Annotated in this window: 22 protein-coding genes; 10 read left to right on the top strand and 12 right to left on the bottom strand. The window is 36.5% G+C overall.

Translation table 11 applies throughout. The features are described 5' to 3' along the window. The first annotated feature begins 102 nt into the window (after positions 1–102). From gldA to dnaN, 5 genes are all read left to right on the top strand, one after another. Entirely contained in the window at positions 103–1,023 is a 921-nt protein-coding gene (gldA, locus tag JR347_RS16010) for a gliding motility-associated ABC transporter ATP-binding subunit GldA (protein ID WP_205721591.1), read from the top strand. Next, positions 1,020–1,748, top strand: coding sequence for a gliding motility-associated ABC transporter permease subunit GldF (gene gldF, locus JR347_RS16005; protein ID WP_205721590.1), 729 nt, complete (start codon positions 1,020–1,022; stop codon positions 1,746–1,748). Before gldA ends, gldF begins: the two co-directional genes overlap by 4 nt. Next, positions 1,742–3,433, top strand: a complete 1,692-nt coding sequence (gene gldG, locus JR347_RS16000) for a gliding motility-associated ABC transporter substrate-binding protein GldG (RefSeq protein WP_205721589.1) — start codon at positions 1,742–1,744, stop codon at positions 3,431–3,433. The genes gldF and gldG overlap by 7 nt, the downstream gene beginning before the upstream one ends. Next, the gene (locus tag JR347_RS15995) at positions 3,433–4,353 is read left to right on the top strand and encodes a hypothetical protein (protein ID WP_205721588.1); all 921 of its coding nucleotides are present in this window, start codon (positions 3,433–3,435) and stop codon (positions 4,351–4,353) included. Before gldG ends, JR347_RS15995 begins: the two co-directional genes overlap by 1 nt. A 99-nt stretch (positions 4,354–4,452) precedes the next feature. Then, the gene (gene dnaN, locus JR347_RS15990; protein ID WP_205721587.1) at positions 4,453–5,577 is read left to right on the top strand and encodes a DNA polymerase III subunit beta; all 1,125 of its coding nucleotides are present in this window, start codon (positions 4,453–4,455) and stop codon (positions 5,575–5,577) included. A gap of 52 nt (positions 5,578–5,629) precedes the next feature. Here dnaN and JR347_RS15985 read toward each other — a convergent pair whose 3' ends face one another. The 3 genes from JR347_RS15985 to JR347_RS15975 all read right to left on the bottom strand — a co-directional run bounded on the left by JR347_RS15985 (position 5,630) and on the right by JR347_RS15975 (position 7,368). Continuing rightward, complete coding sequence (locus JR347_RS15985) at positions 5,630–5,860, bottom strand: hypothetical protein (RefSeq protein WP_205721586.1); 231 nt, start codon at positions 5,858–5,860, stop codon at positions 5,630–5,632. Positions 5,861–5,890: 30 nt separating this feature from the next. After that, the gene (locus JR347_RS15980) at positions 5,891–6,457 is read right to left on the bottom strand and encodes a hypothetical protein (RefSeq protein WP_205721585.1); all 567 of its coding nucleotides are present in this window, start codon (positions 6,455–6,457) and stop codon (positions 5,891–5,893) included. Positions 6,458–6,534: 77 nt separating this feature from the next. Further along, positions 6,535–7,368: a LytR/AlgR family response regulator transcription factor gene (locus tag JR347_RS15975; protein WP_205721584.1), complete on the bottom strand. Its 834-nt coding sequence runs from the start codon at positions 7,366–7,368 to the stop codon at positions 6,535–6,537. Positions 7,369–7,421: 53 nt separating this feature from the next. On the opposite strand from JR347_RS15975, the gene JR347_RS15970 reads away from it, so the two are divergent. Beyond that, positions 7,422–7,787, top strand: a complete 366-nt coding sequence (locus JR347_RS15970; RefSeq protein WP_205721583.1) for a cupin domain-containing protein — start codon at positions 7,422–7,424, stop codon at positions 7,785–7,787. Then, the gene (locus JR347_RS15965; protein WP_205721582.1) at positions 7,787–8,278 is read left to right on the top strand and encodes a tetratricopeptide repeat protein; all 492 of its coding nucleotides are present in this window, start codon (positions 7,787–7,789) and stop codon (positions 8,276–8,278) included. Before JR347_RS15970 ends, JR347_RS15965 begins: the two co-directional genes overlap by 1 nt. Here the strand turns inward: JR347_RS15965 and JR347_RS15960 are convergent. From JR347_RS15960 to JR347_RS15945, 4 genes are read right to left on the bottom strand one after another with little or no spacing between them, the layout of a single operon-like run. Then, the gene (locus JR347_RS15960) at positions 8,275–8,742 is read right to left on the bottom strand and encodes a hypothetical protein (RefSeq protein WP_205721581.1); all 468 of its coding nucleotides are present in this window, start codon (positions 8,740–8,742) and stop codon (positions 8,275–8,277) included. The two genes, JR347_RS15965 and JR347_RS15960, sit on opposite strands and share 4 nt — an antisense overlap. After that, entirely contained in the window at positions 8,743–9,489 is a 747-nt protein-coding gene (gene ppgK, locus JR347_RS15955; protein ID WP_205721580.1) for a polyphosphate--glucose phosphotransferase, read from the bottom strand. 54 nt (positions 9,490–9,543) lie between these two features. Further along, a complete protein-coding gene (locus JR347_RS15950; protein WP_205721579.1) occupies positions 9,544–10,161 on the bottom strand; it encodes an NADPH-dependent F420 reductase in 618 nt (205 codons plus the stop codon). A gap of 2 nt (positions 10,162–10,163) precedes the next feature. Next, a complete protein-coding gene (locus JR347_RS15945; protein WP_205721578.1) occupies positions 10,164–10,874 on the bottom strand; it encodes a type 1 glutamine amidotransferase domain-containing protein in 711 nt (236 codons plus the stop codon). A 148-nt stretch (positions 10,875–11,022) separates the two neighbouring features. On the opposite strand from JR347_RS15945, the gene JR347_RS15940 reads away from it, so the two are divergent. Further along, positions 11,023–11,370 carry a winged helix-turn-helix transcriptional regulator gene (locus JR347_RS15940; RefSeq protein WP_205721577.1) on the top strand — a complete coding sequence of 116 codons (348 nt, stop codon included), beginning with the start codon at positions 11,023–11,025 and terminating at the stop codon, positions 11,368–11,370. Here JR347_RS15940 and JR347_RS15935 read toward each other — a convergent pair. Continuing rightward, positions 11,357–12,085, bottom strand: coding sequence for a sulfite exporter TauE/SafE family protein (locus JR347_RS15935; RefSeq protein WP_205721576.1), 729 nt, complete (start codon positions 12,083–12,085; stop codon positions 11,357–11,359). The genes JR347_RS15940 and JR347_RS15935 overlap by 14 nt on opposite strands. A gap of 147 nt (positions 12,086–12,232) precedes the next feature. Between JR347_RS15935 and JR347_RS15930 the strand changes: the two genes are divergently transcribed. Further along, positions 12,233–13,057: a DUF4197 domain-containing protein gene (locus tag JR347_RS15930; RefSeq protein WP_205721575.1), complete on the top strand. Its 825-nt coding sequence runs from the start codon at positions 12,233–12,235 to the stop codon at positions 13,055–13,057. A gap of 30 nt (positions 13,058–13,087) precedes the next feature. Here JR347_RS15930 and JR347_RS15925 read toward each other — a convergent pair whose 3' ends face one another. The 4 genes from JR347_RS15925 to JR347_RS15910 form a co-directional block, all read right to left on the bottom strand. Next, positions 13,088–14,191, bottom strand: coding sequence for a fatty acid desaturase family protein (locus JR347_RS15925; protein WP_235689697.1), 1,104 nt, complete (start codon positions 14,189–14,191; stop codon positions 13,088–13,090). 108 nt (positions 14,192–14,299) lie between these two features. Continuing rightward, positions 14,300–15,505, bottom strand: coding sequence for a tetratricopeptide repeat protein (locus JR347_RS15920; protein ID WP_205721574.1), 1,206 nt, complete (start codon positions 15,503–15,505; stop codon positions 14,300–14,302). Then, positions 15,502–16,197, bottom strand: a complete 696-nt coding sequence (locus JR347_RS15915; protein WP_205721573.1) for an SOS response-associated peptidase — start codon at positions 16,195–16,197, stop codon at positions 15,502–15,504. The genes JR347_RS15920 and JR347_RS15915 overlap by 4 nt, the downstream gene beginning before the upstream one ends. Before the next feature lie 24 nt (positions 16,198–16,221). Then, positions 16,222–17,172 (bottom strand): YheT family hydrolase, encoded by a 951-nt coding sequence (locus JR347_RS15910; RefSeq protein WP_205721572.1) that lies wholly within the window; start codon positions 17,170–17,172, stop codon positions 16,222–16,224. Positions 17,173–17,290: 118 nt separating this feature from the next. On the opposite strand from JR347_RS15910, the gene JR347_RS15905 reads away from it, so the two are divergent. Further along, positions 17,291–19,642, top strand: a complete 2,352-nt coding sequence (locus tag JR347_RS15905) for a TonB-dependent receptor (protein ID WP_205721571.1) — start codon at positions 17,291–17,293, stop codon at positions 19,640–19,642. Position 19,643 lies beyond the last annotated feature (1 nt).

Genomic DNA, 19,643 nt, shown 5'->3' with positions numbered 1-19,643 from the left:
TTTTGATGAAATTGGGTTCAATATTAACCGCAAAACGCCTTTCCACCAAAAAAGATTGTCATAGTAAGACCATTATAATAGTTTTGCCGTTCATTACGAGCTATGTCGATACGAGTCAATCAACTCACTAAATATTTCGGAGAACAAAAGGCACTAGACCAAATTTCTTTTAGCGCAGGCAAAGGAGAAATAGTAGGGTTCCTTGGGCCTAATGGTGCGGGTAAATCTACCACCATGAAAATAACCACCGGATATTTACCACCAGATAGCGGTACAGTTGAAGTGTGCGGTATCGATGTAGAACAGAATCCCCTCACTGTTAAGAAGAAGGTAGGCTATTTGCCTGAACATAATCCACTCTATCTGGATATGTACGTGCGTGAATATTTAGAATTTATCGGGAAGGTGCATAAGGTTAGTGGCAATACCCTAAAAGGCAGAATAAATGAGGTTGTTGAAATGTGTGGCTTAACTCGTGAGCAGAACAAGCTCATTGGCGCTTTATCTAAAGGCTACCGACAGCGTGTTGGATTGGCTCAGGCACTGATTCATGATCCTGAAGTACTTGTTTTAGATGAACCAACTACCGGATTAGATCCTAATCAAATTATAGAAATTAGAAATTTGATTAAAAATACTAGCGCTGATAAAACAGTAATCTTCAGTTCGCATATAATGCAGGAAGTTCAGGCTTTGTGCGATAGAGTGGTGGTTATTGATAGAGGTAGAATTGTAGCTGATGATAAAATAGAGCAGTTGAAATCTGAAAAAGTGGAGGTGGTTTCCTTGGTGCTTGAGTTTTCAAGTGCACCTAATAGTGATGAGTTGAAGGCAATTGATGGCGTAATCTCGATAGAACCCATTTCTGATTTAAAATATAGAATTAAGGCCACTACTACTAATGACGTAAGGCCTCAGTTGTTTGATTTTGCCTCTGAGAAGGGTTTGAAGTTGCTCGGGCTTCAACAAGAGGAGGTAACGATGGAGAATGTATTTAGAGAGCTAACCAATACTAAATCATGATTCAGATTTTATCTAAAGAGATCAATGGCTTTCTGAATTCCTTAATAGGATACATAGTTATATCCGTTTTTCTAACAGGTATTGGCTTATTAATGTGGGTCTTTCCTGAAACTTCCGTTTTGGAATATGGCTATGCCGATATGGAGACTTTGTTTAGTCTCGGGCCCTATGTTTTCATGTTCTTAATACCCGCCATTACCATGCGTATGTTTGCAGAAGAAAAGAAGGCAGGCACCATGGAGCTTCTTCTTACCAAGCCACTTACCGACTGGCAAATTATTTTAGGCAAATACCTATCTGGCTTCATTTTGGTGGTGGTTGCTTTAATACCTACGCTCATTTACTATTTTACAATTTACCAATTAGGCAACCCTTTAGGTAATGTTGATACTGCTGGAGTTATTGGATCATATATAGGTTTGGTTGCCCTCGGGGCTGTTTTTACTTCCATCGGTATATTATCTTCATTGATTACTACCAACCAGATTGTTTCATTCATCATTGCTGTATTCTTATGCTTCTTTATCTACACGGGTTTTGAGTCATTGGCAGCAATTAATGTTTGGTCGTCATCTTCATTATTCATTGAACAATTAGGCATTCTTTATCACTATAGAGCTATGAGTAAAGGTCTGATAGATACCCGTAATCTGATATACTTTTTGAGTGTTCTGACATTTATGCTGATGCTAACCAAATTTATTTTAGGGAGTAGAAGATGGTAAATTTAGAATCTAAAAGGCTCGAAGATATATTGAGGCTCCTCATCGGTCTTACGCTGATTGTGTGGGTCAATGTGCTTTCTTCCCAATTCTTTGAACGTATTGACCTTACCGAGGAGAAAAGATATACCATTAAAGAAGCGACTAAGGAAATGCTTTCCGGACTGGACGACAAGGTATATGTGGAAGTTTTTCTGGCAGGTAAGCTTAACTCAAGCTTTACTCGTTTTCAGCGTTCAATAAGAGAAACGCTGGAAGAGTTCCAGGTGTATTCAGACAACAAAGTTCAGTTCACTTTTACTGATCCCTCATCGGCTTTAAATGAAAAAGCGCGGAATGAGTTCATGCAAAACATTATGGCTCGAGGAATTCAGCCCACCCGTGTTTTTGAAGAGAATGATGGCGCCAGCCAAAGCAAACTTATATTTCCTGGTGCTGTAATTTCCTATGGCGGGGCCGAGGAAGGTGTAATGTTATTAGGTGGTAACAGATCAGCTACAGCAGAAGAAAAAATCAATCAATCTATTGAAGGAATTGAGTATGCCTTGGCATCCACTATTTATAATCTGGCAAGTATTGAAAGAAAATCTGTAGGCATTGTTAAGGGGCATGACGAACTAAGTGAACTTGAAATGTCCAGTTTGTTGGTCTCTTTACGTGCAAGTTATGTTGTAAGAGATGTTAGCTTACAAAATGAAGTGGAAAATACAGATGCTCTGTTTATAGCAAAGCCTACCACAAAATTTAGTGAAACGGAAAAATATCATTTAGATCAATATTTAATGTCTGGTGGGAAAGTGTTTATGATGCTTGATAAACTGCAGGCAAACATGGATAGTGCTTCGAATATGGCCAATTATTCATTTCCTTATGACTTGAATTTAGATGATCAGCTTTTTAAATACGGTGTTAGAATTAATAATGATTTGATTCAGGATTTCAGTGCGGCCAGCTATCCGGTAAACGTTAGTGCCGTAGGTGATGAACCTCAAATTAAATTATTGAAATGGTGGTTTTATCCCATTTTAAATCGATTTGGAGATCATGTTATAACTAAAAACCTGTTTGGTGTACTAGGTAAGTTTGTGAGTACGATAGATACAGTAAAAGCCGATGGAGTTAAAAAAACACCTTTAATTTACACTTCTGATTATTCCAGAACCATGACTGCTCCAGTAAATGTTTCCTTGCAAGATCTACGAAAACAGGTAACGCCTGAAATGTTCGGTAAATCTCAATTACCGGTTGCGTATCTGTTGGAGGGACAGTTTAATTCATTATATAAAAACCGGTTTAAACCGAAAGGTGTGAATACATCAGAGTTTGTAGAAGTGAGTTCAAAAGATGCCAAATTAATAGTAGTGAGTGATGGTGATTTGGCAAGAAATGATATTAATCCAAAAACAGGGAGTCCGCAACCTTTAGGTTATGATCCTTTTACTCAAACTACTTATGCCAACGAAGATTTTATATTAAATGCCATCAATTACCTTGTAGATGATCAGGGTTTAATAACAGCACGCGGTAAAGAAGTTAAAATCAGGCCGTTGAATAAAGTAAAGATTAAGGAAGAAAAGCTTTATTGGCAATTGTTAAACATCGTTTTACCAATAGTTCTGGTTATAGTTTATGGACTTCTCAGGTACATACTGAGAAAAAGAAAGTATACCGGATTTAAAACTGATTGATGCAAAAAAAGAAAAACATACGATTACTCATTTTACTGGTCACTGCAATTATAGTGACTGTAATTACTTATGTTTTAGTTCAACCGAAAAGTGGAATATCGGTAAATAAAAATCTTTTCTCGTATGATCAAACAGTAGATATTAATAAGGTAGTGTTTAACTCAAACCCTACCGTTACTCTTGAGTTTAGCAGAAATGCCTGGGTGGTTAACGCATCATATGACGCAGACCCACAACGCATTAATGTGCTTTTTGCTGTTTTATCGCAAGTGAGTGTTCGCAGAGAGGTGGCATCTAATGAAAGGAGTAAAATAGACTCATTAATGAAAGGACAGGGCACAAAAGTAGAGTTTTATTCAGATGCCAATGTGGTTAAGTCATTTTATGTGGTAGGGGATGAAAGCCGAGGCGTTACCTACATGTCTGAAAATTTGGAAACATACTACCTAGTGGAGATTCCCGGGTATAGAAGCTATTTAGCGGGAATATTTTTGTTGGATGTCAATGGTTGGAGAAATCCGCTCGTTTTTGATTTAAATTGGGCTAATTTAGCTAGTGTTCAAGTGTCTTACCCTCAAAATTCAGGCAATAATTTATTCATTACTTTTGATGAGCGCACATTGTCACTTGAAGGAATGCCTAAGGCGGACTCTACAAAATTGACAGATTTGATAGACGATATTTCGCTGATGTATGTGAATGACTACCTTTTTGAAAATGAAGTGGTTGACTCATTGACTACTGAAATTAGTGCCCGAATTTCAGTAACTGACATTGCCAAAAACGTCTATACATTAGAGGTATATCGTCAAAATGGTAATGAGCAATATTTGGTTAGAAAAGACTCTACTGATTTCGCTCTGATGGAGCCCAATTTGGTAAGAAGAGTAACCAAACCAAAGTCATATTTTAGGCAATAAAATGAGCGGTTCAATATTGTAAAGCTGATTTCCTAAAAATGATTTTATTTTTAACTTTACCGTGCATAAAATTTAATAGATTCAACTAACACCTATAGAATGAAGTTCATCGTTTCTTCGTCAGTTTTACTAAAGCAATTATCAAGTATTAATGGCGTAATCACCACAAACCCTGTGGTTCCTATTTTAGAGAATTTCTTGTTTGAAATTAACGAGAATCACCTGACTATTACTGCTTCTGATTTACAGACTTCTATGATCACTGAATTAGAGGTAGAGTCTAAGGAAAGTGGAAACATTGCTGTACCGGCAAGAATATTAATGGAAACATTAAAGAACTTGCCTGAACAGCCTGTAACATTCACTATTGATGAAGATTCGTACAGCATTGAAATAAGTTCTGATAACGGTCGCTACAAACTGGCGGGAGAAAATGCTACGGATTTCCCTAAGGTGCCAACGGTGTCTGACGACTTCTCTGTAGACATGTCAACAGACGTTTTGGCCAGTGCTATTAACAATACCATTTTTGCAACAAGCAATGATGAGTTGAGACCTGCTATGACAGGGGTTTACATGAACCTGACGGACACAAATACAACATTCGTATCTACAGACGGTCATAGACTAATCCGTTACAGAAGAGTGGATGTAGCCTCTGATAATGGTAATGCAATCATCATCCCAAGAAAGGCACTGAATTTATTAAAAACCACTTTGCCTTCAGAAAACATCAATGTTTCTGTTGAGTTTAACGTTTCAAACGCTTTTTTCAAGTTTGGAAATATTAAAATGATTTGCCGTTTGATCGATGAGCGTTTTCCTGATTATGAGAACGTAATTCCTGCAAACAATGACAATAAAATGACGATCGACAGATCTGAGTTCTTGAGTTCTTTGAAAAGGATTGCGATTTATGCAAATAAAACTACCCACCAGGTAAGACTTAAAATTACTGGCAGCGAGCTTCAAATTTCAGCTGAGGATTTAGATTTTGCCAATGAGGCCAATGAAAGGTTGTCGTGTGAGCATGACGGTGGCGATATTGAAATTGGATTTAACGCCAAATTCTTAATTGAGATGTTAACGAACCTTGATTCAAAGAAAGTAGAGTTAATGCTTTCTGAGCCTAATAAAGCAGGGTTGCTTACTCCTGCAGATAAAGATGATAATGAAGATATATTAATGCTTGTTATGCCTGTTATGTTAAATAACTATGTGTAAATAGCTTTGTGATACTAATATTGAAGCCATCTGCTTAATACGGATGGCTTTTTTATTGGTCTGAGTATTTCTTGTCAACATCTGAATACCAATACCCTTCATCAAACTTTTTGTTGGATTCTTTTCCATTCTTCAGAACCTCATACACCATATACAGAAATAAGGCATTTCCAATTAAGAAAAGTAGAAATCCTAAAGCATACGCAATGTTTAGCAATGGAATCATCGCATAAAAAAATACGTAGATTGATATCCCGATTACTGTCCATTTAATTGGTTTCATACTGTAGAAACAAAATCTACTGCATAAAAGTTACTCTTCTTTAATACAGTATATTCTCCATGTAGGATAAACTATTAGCCTGTTTTTGCTAACCCACTCACCAACCCAATTAAATGAATCTTCTGAAATATCGCTAAATGTAATTCTATAGTCACCTTCAAACCCATTAGGAGATTTTTGATCTCTGTATAAAATGATTTGATTTCCTTCTCTGTTTCCTTCCCAAGCCGGCAGCGTTGGTACAGCTCTACCAGTTGTATAATAGTGCACATACCACCGGGTACTATCATAATTGTATTGTCTAATGCTACCTGAATGCACATTATCATCTTTATATGTTTCATCTTGTACGGCCATGCCATTCATAATATATTTAAATATCCAGGTCATTTGTACAGTATCAGCCCAGGTGTTTTGATCAATTCTTGAAACCGATTTGCAGGCACTTTTACCAATTAACTCGGCATAGTCAGCAGTTTGTTTAGGAGCAGCAGGATTTATTAGACCATAGGGGTTTTTATCATTAACAACATAATCAAAATTTTGACTGTAGCTAAGAGTGGAACTCAGAGTAATAAGTAGAATAATTCTTTTCATGATTTTTTAGACTAAAAACCATAGAAAAGCCATTTTCACCAATTTTTTGCAGTTAACGATGTGTATTGTGCAGTAAGCTATAGACTAACTTTATCCAAAACTTGCTTTAATGCCTGCTCACCTGATTTTGAAATTTTAACTACTTTCTCATTAGACAGCTTTACTTTTGAGCTTTCAAAATGGAGGCTATCAATAAAATCAAGGTTTAAAAGTGCTCCGCGGTGAACCCTGACAAACCCATGAGGTTTAAGTTGTTTTTCCAGAAACTTCATCGATTTTCTTAAGTAGTAGCTTTTGTCTGTGGTATGAATTCTTACGCAGTAGTCATCTGCCTGAATCCAACAGATATCTTTAAAAGGCAATGGTTTGGTGTAATCACCATGCTTCACCAATATTTTGCGCTCTCCTTTTCCATGTTTTAAGTTTTCTAATTCAACCCATTGAGCTTCTATCATTTTGGATTGAGCAGCCATTTTAACAAATAAAATTACCGCTAAATAGGCAAGTAGAAACGTAATGCCTTTTTGGTAGATAAAGAATATAAATCTTTCAGGCAGAAATGAAATACTCGCATTTTTCTCACCAAAAATGGATAATATGGTGATAGGAAGAATTGCAAATAATGTTGAAGAAAGGCTTAAACCAATCCATTTAAAATGGCTTAACTGCTTGAGATCTGGATATTCAGACTGAAACATTTTATGACTTAAAATCAATACAGGAATAGCAAATAATAGCCAAATCAGCCATCTGGTTAAATGATTTAAGAAGAATTCTGAAAATGGGATAGCATCCTTACTCAGCTGGAAAGTATCTACATAAAACTTTTGTTGTGAGGCATCAAATATTATGAGCAACGTAAGTGTAGCAAATAAATAGAGTAATGATCTACGATTTAATAACTTAGACATTTATAAAACCTATACGCTTAATCTCGTTTAAGGATATGGAGAATTAATCGAAAATGAAGAAAATAAATATTTTAGAGAAGTTCGGGCTTTTCAATGATAATTGGTCGCCAAGAATAATTGGTGAGTTAAATGGGCAACAAGTAAAGCTCGCAAAGCTTAAAAATGATTTTGTATGGCATAGCCACGAACATGAAGATGAACTGTTTTTAGTAGTTAAAGGAACACTAATGATGGAATTTAGAGATCGGACAGAGGAAGTAAAGGAGGGGGAAATAATTATTGTACCAAAAGGTATAGAACATAATCCTCATACCTTAAATGGTGAGGAAGTGTGGGTTCTTTTATTTGAGCCAGCAGCCACCAAACATACAGGAGATGTACAACATGAAAGAACAGTTAATAATCAACCCTGGATATAATGCGTTGGATTAAAGTCATCCTATTTTCATTTATATTCTCCGCTGTTTCAGGTCAGTCAAGTGACTCATTAATAACCATAGGTCATAGAAATTATGAGTTGGGTGATTACACTGAGGCGATAAAATATTTAAACCAGGCTGCAGAAGTGGATGGAAGAAACCCGGAAATATTCTATTTACTGGGCGTATGTAAATCTCAGTTGCAATTAAATAACGAAGCACTCAAAGATTATCAAATCGCATTAGCTCTTGACCCAACATATGCAGAAGTATATTTTGAAAAAGGCTATTCGCTATTTATGATTGGTAAACTGGAAGAGTCCATTGAAGCCTATGATAAATCGATAAAATTACGGCCGGAAAATGCTGTAGCTTATGTGAACAGAGGTAGTGTAAAATGTATTTTGGGTGATAAAGAAGGGGCTATGAAAGACTGGAAAAAAGCCGAAGATTTAGGCGCTCCTCTTCCTGAACAGGAGTGTGATATTTAAAAGCTACGTTGAATATCGAGGTTCAGTTCATTTGCAAACTGCTTAAGTTTTTCAGAGAAGCTTTTGTAATTACTGCTAGTAAAAATTTCAACCTCTTCTTTGTCTGTGATAATGGAGGCTGTATACATATTAAATTCTACTTGCCTTGATCTAGAGCGTGTATTTGCAGTATATCGCTCATTCTCCTTTTCGAGGCTGATGGCTTTAAGGAGATTATAATTAAACTCTCTCTTTTTTAGATATAAACCAAGAACCTTGGTAGCATCAATTATTGTTTTTGCATTTGAGTCTACACTTAATTCATATTTTGTAGAAGCAATAACTCCCAGGAGTAAGGCCAAAAAAACATGCCAGATGGGATTATAGCCTAAATGAACTATAAAAAAACCACCTACCAAAATGGTAATACCAATGATTATTTTGAATTCTGTGGAAAAGTAGTCTGTTGTATAGGTTGCTTTCATTTACCTATGATGTTCAGCGGCATTAACTGCAGCACCAATAATACCTGCATTATTTAATTTTTCAGAAGCTGTAAAACGGGTTTTAATTTTAATCTGATCTCTGAATTTATGAATTTTCTTACTTGCCCCACCACCAATAATGATAAAGTCCGGTGAGAAAACGCGCTCTATATGTTTTAAGTATTGATTAACCCTTTTACCCCATACATCAAATTCTAATTCTTCTCTTTTTCTCGCAGAATCAGCGGCAAATTTTTCATAAACTTTACCATTCTTACCTAAAATGCGACCAAGCTCAAAATTGGGTATAAGTACACCATCATAAAAGACGCCACTACCAATCCCTGTACCAAATGTCAATACCATGACTAGTCCTGAGTGATGCTTACCTGCGCCAAATCGCATTTCTGCAATGCCAGCAGCATCTGCATCGTTAATAACCTCGAAATGTTGATCGTCACAGGCGTTGCTAAATATATCCTCTATATTTTTGCCTGTCCATGAATTGTCAAGGTTAGCGTCATATACTGCTTTACCTTCAATTACTACAGTTGGGAAAGCGCATACAATATCATCTGTCCAATCGAAGTGGTCTTTTATTTCTTTGATGACTTTAGAAACAGCCTCAGGAGTTGCTGGATTTGGTGTTTCAATACGATACCTTTCACTAATGAGTTTGCCTTCAATAGTATCTACCACTGCACCTTTGATACCTGAGCCACCAACATCAATACCTAACATATTCATAAGAATTAAAGATATTGATATTCTGGTTGTCAGCCAATAATGAAATTTAAATTACTATCGTTTTAGTAATTTAAAAGCTATCTCTCTTCCTTGTCCCTGAAACATCGCAAGGTTAATCCAGAACCACGCAAACTGCTCCATCAATTGAAATTTATCATTGCCACCTACATCATAACATGCTGCAAATCCAGCATCTAAGGCAAGTTGTTCAGCCACTTTTTTGCCCTGTACGCTGTTGCCTGCAACAAACATATCTGCGTTTGAATCGCCATAGTTGGTATCCTCCATATTATTAAAGCCGGTAGTATTAAAGCATTTAACCACGTCTTTAGTGGAAGTATTTGCTAAGATGGCATCAGAAGTATTTGTATAACCTTTTGGACCGTTACCCATAATAATGTTCATGGCGTCAATAATGACTTTGCCAGATGTATCTCCAAGTCCTTTTGCTACTTCAGTCGCAGCTGTAGCCGGGGTTGCAATTAAAATGACATCACTTTCCTTAACCGCATCTGCAACCAGATGAGCTGTGGTGTGGGGGTTGGAGAGGAGGTCTTTACCCTTAAAATTCTTGACATCCTGCACTCCCAAATAAATCGAGTGTCCAGCCTTCGCCCATTTTGTGGCCAATGCGCCACCCACATTTCCTGTTCCTATAATTGCGATATTCATAATTACTTTTCTAAAAGATTTACGATTGTATTTGCTACTTCTTCTCCAGACATATTCTGCTGTCCGGTCACCAAATTGCCGTCAACAACTACATGTGAGTTCCAGTTGTCTGCTTTTTTGAAATCGGCTCCTAACTTTTTGAGCTCATCTTCAATTCTCCAGGGCATAACTTTCACGCCTGCTGCCTGATCAGCATCATCCTCCTCACCATTAGTAAAACCTGTTATCTTCTTGCCCTTTGCTATAAAATTGCCTTTTGAATCTTTAGCATATCGAAGTATAGCAGTACCGTGGCATAGTGCCGAAGTCACTTTGCCAGACTCATAAAAATTTGCAAAGAATTGATGCAAGTCTTTCTCACCCTCAAAATTGAACATGGGTGCCTGACCACCAGCTACAACAATGGCGTCATAATCATCTGCATTCACCTGAGAAATTGCAGGTGTGTTTTTTAATAATTTTTTGAATGACTCATCATTCAGCACCTGTTTGCTTAGTTCGTCCCAATCAGAATATTTACTCGGATCAAAAGGATCGCTCATCGCATCCATTTCTAAATTACCTCCTTGAGGACTGGCTATATCTACCTCATATCCTTTATTAGTGAATACATGATATGGGTGTGTGACCTCTGAAGCCCAAAAACCTACTGGCCACCCTGTAGTGCTGGAAATAGCCGGATTAGCTGCAATAATTAATATTTTCTTTGACATAACTTATTTGATTTATTGATTCAAACTTCGAATATTTACGCTCCTAAAACAATATACTTACCATGAAGTGGGGTACTTACTTTTAAGAAAGAAATGGACTAATTATTATTAATTAGTGTTTAATTGCAGTGAAAACGTTTAATTAACTATGCCCGAGTTTATATATAACCATAAAGTTTATTACAATCCTGTTGAATTTGCCATGGATCAAATTGGCGGTACATGGAAAATGCCAATTCTTTGGCGACTGAAAGATAAAGTATTGCGTTTTAGTGAGTTCAAAAAGACCATGCCGAAAATCACGGATAAAATGCTAACAACCCAACTGAGGGAGCTGGAAAAAAATGGTTTTATCAATAGAAAAGTTTATCCTGTTGTTCCACCTAAAGTTGAATATACCATTACCGAAAAAGGCTTAAGAGCAATACCTATAATTGACGCAATTAGAATATACGGACAAGGACTAATGAAAGAAGCAGGTATTACTGTAGAATAACTTTTCCTATTGTCACTAAACCAATTAATAAAATCAAAATCAGTGAGATTCTTTTAAACTGCTCCTGAGGGATATAATTAAGAATTTTCTTACCTATATAGGTGCCTCCAATTCCGATAGCAAATAAGAATGGTATGTAAATGAAGTCATGATCGTGAATATATCCATTTTGATAGTAAACTACAGTTCTTGATAAATCAACCATAAAATCAATAAATGCTGAGGTGGCAATAAAAATGCTTTTTTCAAGATTGAAAGCGGCCATAGTTAATCCTCTTATAGCACCTCCGGTACCTAAAATCCCTGATGAAAATCCAGATAACGAACCTCCAATAATCGATTCTTTAATATTAGGGGCAATGCTAAAATCTTTTTTTATTAGAAATAGACTACTCAATGAGATTAGAAAGCAGCCTAAAATTATTTCTAGAATATAACCCTCAAATAAACTGGAAAGATAGCCACCAACAATTACCATGATCACTGAAGGAATGCCAATTCGAACTATAAGTTGTTTGTTTAATCCTTTTCTAAAAAGTAGAATTTTACTGAGATTGCTGGATAAATGAAAAACTGCCGTTAAGCCAAGTACCGAATAAAAGTCGAAGTAGAAATTACCGATAGGCACAAAAAACACCGATGAACCAAAACCACCAACAGTTCCGATAATTTCAGCTAATAAAGCTAAGGCCAAAAAGATGTAACTTATATTCATTTATTACATGTTAGGTTACCATCTAAAGTATAGCCTATTAATGATACATACTTCATAATTAAACAGTATGAGTTGGCATTACTTTTGACTTGAAGTTAAAATCTAATTAATTAACTTTATTAATACATTAAATAAAAAGAAGGGAAGATGAGACTATTTACTAAACTAATATTATGCTCAGCACTAGTTATTGGTTTTGCTTCATGCGATGAGGTAAATGACGTACTTAATGCAGGTTTAACGGATGATGAAATTGTGCAAGGTTTAAAAGAAGCTTTGACTGTGGGAACTGATAGTTCAGTTACTTCAGCATCAGCTGTTAATGGGTATTTGCAAAATCAGGCCATTAAAATATTATTGCCTCCAGAAATTCAAACATTAAAAAACACGGTTGATAATGGAGCAGTTAATGTTCCAATCATAGGAGATATACCTTACCAGACCCTTTTGGATGCTTACGTTTTGGTGGCGCCAAATATAGAATCTGACCCTTTTGAGGAGCTAATTACCGCAATGAATCGCGGTGCTGAGAGTGCTGCAGTGAAGGCGAAGCCTATATTTATTGATGCTATAACAGGTATTAGTATTTCTGACGGTTTAGGAATATTACAAGGAGGTGAAACAGCTGCAACGGAGTACTTTCAAACCAATACCTCAAATGCCTTAGTAACAGCCTTTACTCCAGATTTAACTACTGCATTAGGTAATACAAAGGCCTTGGCAATTTATTCTGACCTTGTTGGCTTTATGAATTACAGCTACAACTACGGTTTGGGATCAGTAACCGTTTCTGATGTAATTGATTTAGGCGTTGAGTTACCTGAATCTATCGAAGGTTATGCAACTGAGAAGGCTGTGGATGGATTGTTTCATTTAGTAGGTGAAGAAGAAAAACAAATCAGGGCAGATCCTTTCGCCTGGGCAAGTGACATTTTACGAAAAGTATTTGGTAGCCCACAAGCAGGCAATTAACAAAAAAAAGGAGGTTTTAACCTCCTTTTTTTATGCTCTTACTTTTTCAGGTTGCCCTAATTGCTTCAACATGGAAGCATGTAATGAAATGGCTTTCCAGAAAGTTGGCTGCTGATGATAAGGCAGTCCAAACTCTTCTGCTGTTTTTCTAACAATAGCAGATAGCTTTTTATAGTGCACATGGCATATTGTTGGGAACAAGTGATGCTCTACCTGAAAGTTTAATCCTCCTACATACCAGTTTAAAAACCAGTTGTTAGGACTAAAATTGGTAGTAGTATATAACTGATGTATTGCCCAGTCATTTTCTAAATTTCCTTCCTCATCAGGCAATGGATACTGAGTAGTTGGCATCACGTGTGCCGGCTGAAATACAATACCTAAAATAAATCCTGCTACCATGTGCATGGCTATAAAGTGAATAACAATTATCCACCAAGGGGCGGCAATGGTTAACAATGGAATTGCTAAAAAGATTGTATAGTATACTACCTTGCTCAGTGCCAGCTTGGTTAATTGCCATCCTACATTCACATTTTGAGCCTTTGTTAAACCCATTTTCTTATATCTGAATAGCTGTCTGAAATCTTTTGTAGTGATCCAAAGAAAAGTCATTAACGAGTAAAGAAACCACCCATATATATGCTGTAATCTATGCATTTTGTAATGCTTGGCATGAGGCGATAATCTCATCAAAATTCCCGGATCAATATCCTCGTCCACGCCTTCTACATTCGTATAAGTATGGTGTAGCACATTGTGCTGTATTTTCCAGTTTACTGAGCTACCACCAACCAGGTTGATGACATAGCCCATGTATTTGTTAATAGTTTTGTTTTGGGAATAGGCTCCATGGTTCGCATCATGCATAATAGAAAATCCGATGCCAGACATTGTAGCTCCCATAAACATCCATGCAGCTAACATTAGCCAAACATTAGTTATTACACCTGTGATTAACAATACATAAGGTATTGCATAGGCTGTAAGCAGTATAAACGATTTCCAAAACATGGTACTGTTACCATATTTTGAGATTTTGTTTTTCTCGAAGTATTCTCCTACACGTTTCCTGAGTACACCTATAAAGTTGAACTCTTGATCCCTCGAAAATTTTATTGATTTGTAATTCATTAAATAACGTATTGAATTTACGTATTAGTTAAGGTTGCAAAGATAACACTATAACTCTCAAAAGTGAAATAGGGTTCCATACAATAGTAATTCGCTTTATCGTAATCTTTAGAGGCACTTTTCTAATAATCCTTTAACAACTTCATGCTCATTAAAACCAAGTTCTAATGCTTTAGAAAGTGAATGGCAGGCTTTTTTTCTCTTTCTTAACTGATAATAGGTCAATGCTTTGAAATAGTGGCCTAGCGGATAATCCGGCTTTATTTCAAGCCCTTTATTAATATATTCTAGGGCAGTTTTAGGTTTGTTTAGCAGGTAGTAGCAGTAACCAATATTAACGTGTGTATAATTTTGTTTAGGCTGATATAAAAGCGCGTTTTCAAAATCCAGTATTGCTTTTTCGTAATTCTCAAGCTGAAAATTGGTAAGACCCTTATTTCTATAAGCATCTGCATTTTGAGAATCAAGTTCTACAACTTTCCCCCAATCATTCAAAGCCGAAGAATATTCAGTTTGTTCAATTTTTAAGACTGCCCTTCTATAGTAAACCTCTGCTGATGTGGTATCCAATTCAATAAATCTGTCATATTGGGTAATTGCTTTTTTCGGTTGCAAAAGATCTGTATGAAGATTTCCAAGTTGAAGATATACCCATTTATAGTTAGGGTTAATTTTTACTATTTTATTCCAATGGTATTTGGCAGAATCGGTATTACCCAATGATTTATAGAGTGAACCGAGTGTCATCCGAACCTGGATATTGGAAGTATCTCTTTTGATCGCCTTGTTTAAAACAAGTTTAGTTTCATTTAATCTGCCCTGTTCTGATAGAACTTCGGCCAGACTTAAAACGATCGATTGATTGGTTGGGTGAAGTTTCAATGCTTTTTTATATTCTTCTTCAGCATCTAGTAATCTGCTTTGCTGTAATCGAATTTTACCTTTCAGATGATGCATATAGGCCTGATCGGTAGTGAACTTCCGGAATCTATTTGATGAATCCGGTTCCATACCCAATATATTAAGTGATCTTTCAGTAGATTCAATCAAATCATCAGTAATGTCGAGCCCAACATTACAGTACTGAATGGCCATATCATAATCCTTTATTTGATAGTAGATTTCAGAGAGTCTTAACGCTGCAGCAAAACTTTCAGGGTAAATTCTAAGTGTTTCGTTAAATGCTGCTAATGCTCGAGTGGTATCACCAGCGGCTAATATTTTTTCGCTTCTAATAAGCAGATCAACTTTATCTTGGGCAAAACCTGTTAGGTTGCCGGCAATAAATAAGAAAACAAGTAATAATTTTTTCAATCGAATAGGGAGTAATTACCAAACTGGTCGGCAGGAGCAAAAGGTTTAATGAGATGCTCACCTTCGTTTTTAATATCTTCAATTTTAGGTGAAACGCTGTAAATATGGATTTTATTGGCAGGGTAGGGCGATATCATTGAAATTAGTTCTTCAGCTGATGCATTACTTTTTAGCCATTCTTCTTCTTTGTCTCTTTCAATGATTGCAGGCATTCTGGTATTCATTGGTTCTATAGCTTCATTAGCTGATGTGGTTAGTATTTTAAAAGTATGATGCATTTCACCTTCATCGCCTTCAAATTCTTCCCACAGACCAGCCACTCCAATTATTTCATTATCTCCAAAAATAATTCGGTGCGCTACTCTTCCTTTCTTACTTATTCGTTTCCATTCGTAGTAGCCATCCATAGGGATGATACAGCGTGTTTGGGTTAATGATTTGGCCAATGAAGCCTTCTGAGTTATTTCCTCAATCGAGCCAAACAGAAGTTTATTACTTAATGGCTTGTTATTCGACCAATCAGGAATTTGTCCCCAATAAAAGTAGGATATGCCTTTGCTGCCTTGAGTAATTATTGGCAACAATTGTGTGGGTGCGGCATTGTACTTTGGTTTATAGCCGGAAGTAACCTCCACATTAAAACGCTGGCTCAGTACACTCGCAAGAGCTGTTATTGTATAACGATCACCCATGCTACTAAATTAATAATTTTAAGGTCAACCTTCAGAGGTACTGGCAAATGCAACTGCTCTTTTTTCAGACCAATACATTTTTTCATCATTAAATTCTGTAAACCCAACATGCCCTCCATAATCCGGAATTTCAAGAGTAACAAATGGATGGTTTTCTAACTGTTTTGTTGGGTAGCAATCTTCAGAAAGAAATGGATCGTTTTTGGCGTTTATAACTAATGTTGGACGAGCTATAGAATCTAAAAAATACAATGAACTACATTTTGTGTAATAATCGACCGCATCATTGAAGCCATGAATTGGAGCTGTGTATCGATTGTCAAATTCGATTAAAGTAGAAATAGCCCCCAAACCTTTAATATCTAGCTGATCAGGCATTATCCTGGCTTTATTACGAACCTTCTTCTTTAAATTTCTTAAAAAGCGCTTTGAATAAACCAGGTTGCCGGGTTTAGATATTTTAATACAACTCGTATGAAGATTTACAGGTACTGAAATGGCAACGGCCTTTGATATTTTCTTAGTTACATTTTGACCTTGTTCACCTAAATATTTGAGCGTAATATTTCCGCCAAGGCTAAATCCAACAAGAACCAACTCATCATAATTTTTATTAAGGCAATGTTTAACAACTGTATCTAAATCGTCAGTCGCGCCACTATGGTAAAACCGTAGTTTTTTGTTTACCTCACCACTACAACCTCTGTAATTCCAGGCGCACACATCATATCCTTCCGAATAAAAAGCTTTGCCCATTCCACGCACGTATGGTTTTTCACTGTTGCCTTCAAGACCATGAGAAATAATAACCAATTTATTACTGTCTTGAGTCACCCAGTCTAAATCAAGAAAATCATCATCTGGCGTTTTAATTCGTTCTCTTGAGTAAGGTTCAAAGCTCACTTTTCTAAAAAGAGCTGGAATAATGGTCTCAAAGTGAGAGTTGAGATAAATTTTAGGTGGTTTGTATTTCATTCTTCGGTAATAATATTAAACTTCGCTTTGAATATTAACATTTCAATAATTTTTCGGATAAATCAGAACCTTTTAATGTCATTTTCGTGACAGAAATCTGAAACTCAAACCAACTGAAATGAAATACACTTTTTTCGTAGTTTTTCTTACTACGATTTTTTTTGCGCTTAATACAGCACACGCTCAAACAAAATACACAATAAACGGCTATGTAAAAGACGCTGAAAATGGCGAAGAATTAATTGGTGCTACTGTAGTAATAAAAGAAAAATCATCTGGGACGGTCACCAATGTTTACGGCTTCTATGCGCTTAGTCTAACGCCCGGAGAATACTCTATCCAATATTCTTATATCGGTTATCAGACGATCGAAAAATCTGTTTCACTAACATCGGATGTTGAATTGAATGTGGAACTACCAGTTCTGGCCACAGAAATGGAAGAAATAGTGATTACTGATGAGGCGCTGGATGCGAATGTTTCTGATATTAAAATGAGTAAGAATGACCTTGATATCAAGCAAGTAAAGAAACTACCTGCGCTTTTTGGTGAGCCGGATATAATTAAAACCATTCAATTACTGCCAGGAGTAATTAGTGCAGGTGAAGGTACTTCGAGCTTTTTCGTTCGTGGAGGTTCGGCAGATCAAAACTTAATACTCATAGACGAAGCTCCTATCTACGACCCCTCCCATTTATTCGGTTTGTTTTCAGTATTTAATGCTGATGTGATTAAAGACTCTGAATTATATAAAGGTGGAATACCATCAAAATATGGCGGCAGGCTTTCATCCATTTTAGAAGTGAGAACCAAAGATGGTAATAATAAAAAGTTAGGCGGAGCAGCAGGCTTGGGTCTTTTGGCCAGCAGGTTTATGTTGGAGGGCCCAATTAAGAAAGACAAAAGCTCATTTATTCTATCCGGCAGAAGATCTTATGTTGACCTTTTCCTGAAAGCCGCTGATGAAGAAAATACGGTGTTTTTTTACGATGTAAACGCCAAAGTAAACTGGAAGCACAATAACAACAACCGGTTTTTCTTTGCCTTATATTTAGGTAGAGATGTATTTGATTTTGGAGATACATTTGGTTTCAATTGGGGCAATGCTACCAGCACTTTCAGATGGAATCACCTCTTTAACGAGCGCTTGTTTTCCAACACTTCACTCATAGCCAGCAACTTCGACTATCAACTGAAATTTGATGATCCTGCCCAGGGATTTGACTGGAGATCGAACCTTCAAGAATTTACTTTTAAAGAAGATCTTAACTACTTTTTAAGTACTTCTAATGAGTTGGAATTTGGCTACCATGTTACTTACCGCAGGTTTGAACCAGGCGACCTAAAACCAACATCAGAAACCTCTCTATTTTCAAGACAGCAGTTAGATGAAATGTTTGCGTTAGACCATGCATTTTATCTGGGCAATCAACAAAAAGTTAGTGACCGACTAACGCTGAGATACGGTCTTCGCTTATCTATTTTCCAAAATATAGGTGATCAGACGGTTTATATCTATGAAGATCCTAAAGACAATATTGATCCTAATAGAATAGATAGTGTCTCTTATGGCTCGTTTGAGAATATTAAAACCTACGTAAATCTGGAGCCTCGCTTTTCAGCAAGATATATGTTGAATGCATACAGTTCTATTAAGGCTTCCTATAATAGGATGGTTCAAAACACACACCTAATTTCCAGCGGAACTGTACCTATACCTTTTAATACTTGGAGCCCAAGTAGCCCATATTTAGAGCCTCAATTGGCAGATCAGGTGGCACTGGGATATTTCAGAAACTTGAAGGACAACGCCTATGAACTTTCAGCTGAAGTGTATTATAAAGACATTCAGAATGTGACGGACTTTGCAGATAACGCACAGCTATTTTTTAATAGGGATTTAGTTACTGAATATAGACAAGGAACTTCTCAGGCTTATGGATTGGAATTGATGTTACAAAAGAAAAAAGGCGATTTAACGGGCTTTGCTAGTTATACACTATCCAAAGCTGAAAGAGATGTGCCAGGGGTAAACAACAACACTACCTTTCTTGCCAATTACGATAGAAGACATGCGCTAAACTTAGTGGCTACCTATGATTTAAATGAGCAGTGGCAATTTGGTAGTAATTTCACTTATTCTTCAGGTAGGCCTATTACTGTTCCTGCAGGCAGATATGAATACGATGGCTATCAGGTGGATTATATCACTGAAAGAAATGGGTATCAGTTACCTGATTTTCATCGGCTTGATTTTTCAGCGACATACGTTCCAAAGAAGAATAGAGGGAGAAAATGGCAAAGCAGTTGGGTGTTCTCCATTTATAATGTCTACAGCAGACAAAATACATTCACAATCTACACACGTTTAAAAGAATTAGATAATGGTGATTATAGCAATGAGAAAGAAGCGGTGCAGCTTTCCTTATTTCCAATTTTACCATCAGTAACATATAATATTAGATTTTAAG

Source organism: Fulvivirga lutea, assembly GCF_017068455.1.
Lineage (GTDB): Bacteria > Bacteroidota > Bacteroidia > Cytophagales > Cyclobacteriaceae > Fulvivirga > Fulvivirga lutea.
Note: the sequence above shows the minus strand (reverse complement) of the source record. Positions and strands in the feature narration are given on the sequence as shown.

Coding starts and splice junctions, on each gene's coding strand:
- JR347_RS15930 (WP_205721575.1), top strand. CDS start 12,233: ATGAGACTATTTACTAAACTAATATTATGCTCAGCACTAGTTATTGGT.
- JR347_RS15935 (WP_205721576.1), bottom strand. CDS start 12,085: ATGAATATAAGTTACATCTTTTTGGCCTTAGCTTTATTAGCTGAAATT.
- gldF (WP_205721590.1), top strand. CDS start 1,020: ATGATTCAGATTTTATCTAAAGAGATCAATGGCTTTCTGAATTCCTTA.
- JR347_RS15975 (WP_205721584.1), bottom strand. CDS start 7,368: ATGTCTAAGTTATTAAATCGTAGATCATTACTCTATTTATTTGCTACA.
- gldA (WP_205721591.1), top strand. CDS start 103: ATGTCGATACGAGTCAATCAACTCACTAAATATTTCGGAGAACAAAAG.
- JR347_RS15950 (WP_205721579.1), bottom strand. CDS start 10,161: ATGAATATCGCAATTATAGGAACAGGAAATGTGGGTGGCGCATTGGCC.
- JR347_RS15980 (WP_205721585.1), bottom strand. CDS start 6,457: ATGAAAAGAATTATTCTACTTATTACTCTGAGTTCCACTCTTAGCTAC.
- JR347_RS15960 (WP_205721581.1), bottom strand. CDS start 8,742: ATGAAAGCAACCTATACAACAGACTACTTTTCCACAGAATTCAAAATA.
- JR347_RS15945 (WP_205721578.1), bottom strand. CDS start 10,874: ATGTCAAAGAAAATATTAATTATTGCAGCTAATCCGGCTATTTCCAGC.
- JR347_RS15970 (WP_205721583.1), top strand. CDS start 7,422: ATGAAGAAAATAAATATTTTAGAGAAGTTCGGGCTTTTCAATGATAAT.
- gldG (WP_205721589.1), top strand. CDS start 1,742: ATGGTAAATTTAGAATCTAAAAGGCTCGAAGATATATTGAGGCTCCTC.
- JR347_RS15910 (WP_205721572.1), bottom strand. CDS start 17,172: ATGAAATACAAACCACCTAAAATTTATCTCAACTCTCACTTTGAGACC.
- JR347_RS15915 (WP_205721573.1), bottom strand. CDS start 16,197: ATGGGTGATCGTTATACAATAACAGCTCTTGCGAGTGTACTGAGCCAG.
- dnaN (WP_205721587.1), top strand. CDS start 4,453: ATGAAGTTCATCGTTTCTTCGTCAGTTTTACTAAAGCAATTATCAAGT.
- ppgK (WP_205721580.1), bottom strand. CDS start 9,489: ATGAATATGTTAGGTATTGATGTTGGTGGCTCAGGTATCAAAGGTGCA.
- JR347_RS15965 (WP_205721582.1), top strand. CDS start 7,787: ATGCGTTGGATTAAAGTCATCCTATTTTCATTTATATTCTCCGCTGTT.
- JR347_RS15985 (WP_205721586.1), bottom strand. CDS start 5,860: ATGAAACCAATTAAATGGACAGTAATCGGGATATCAATCTACGTATTT.
- JR347_RS15905 (WP_205721571.1), top strand. CDS start 17,291: ATGAAATACACTTTTTTCGTAGTTTTTCTTACTACGATTTTTTTTGCG.
- JR347_RS15940 (WP_205721577.1), top strand. CDS start 11,023: ATGCCCGAGTTTATATATAACCATAAAGTTTATTACAATCCTGTTGAA.
- JR347_RS15995 (WP_205721588.1), top strand. CDS start 3,433: ATGCAAAAAAAGAAAAACATACGATTACTCATTTTACTGGTCACTGCA.
- JR347_RS15925 (WP_235689697.1), bottom strand. CDS start 14,191: ATGAATTACAAATCAATAAAATTTTCGAGGGATCAAGAGTTCAACTTT.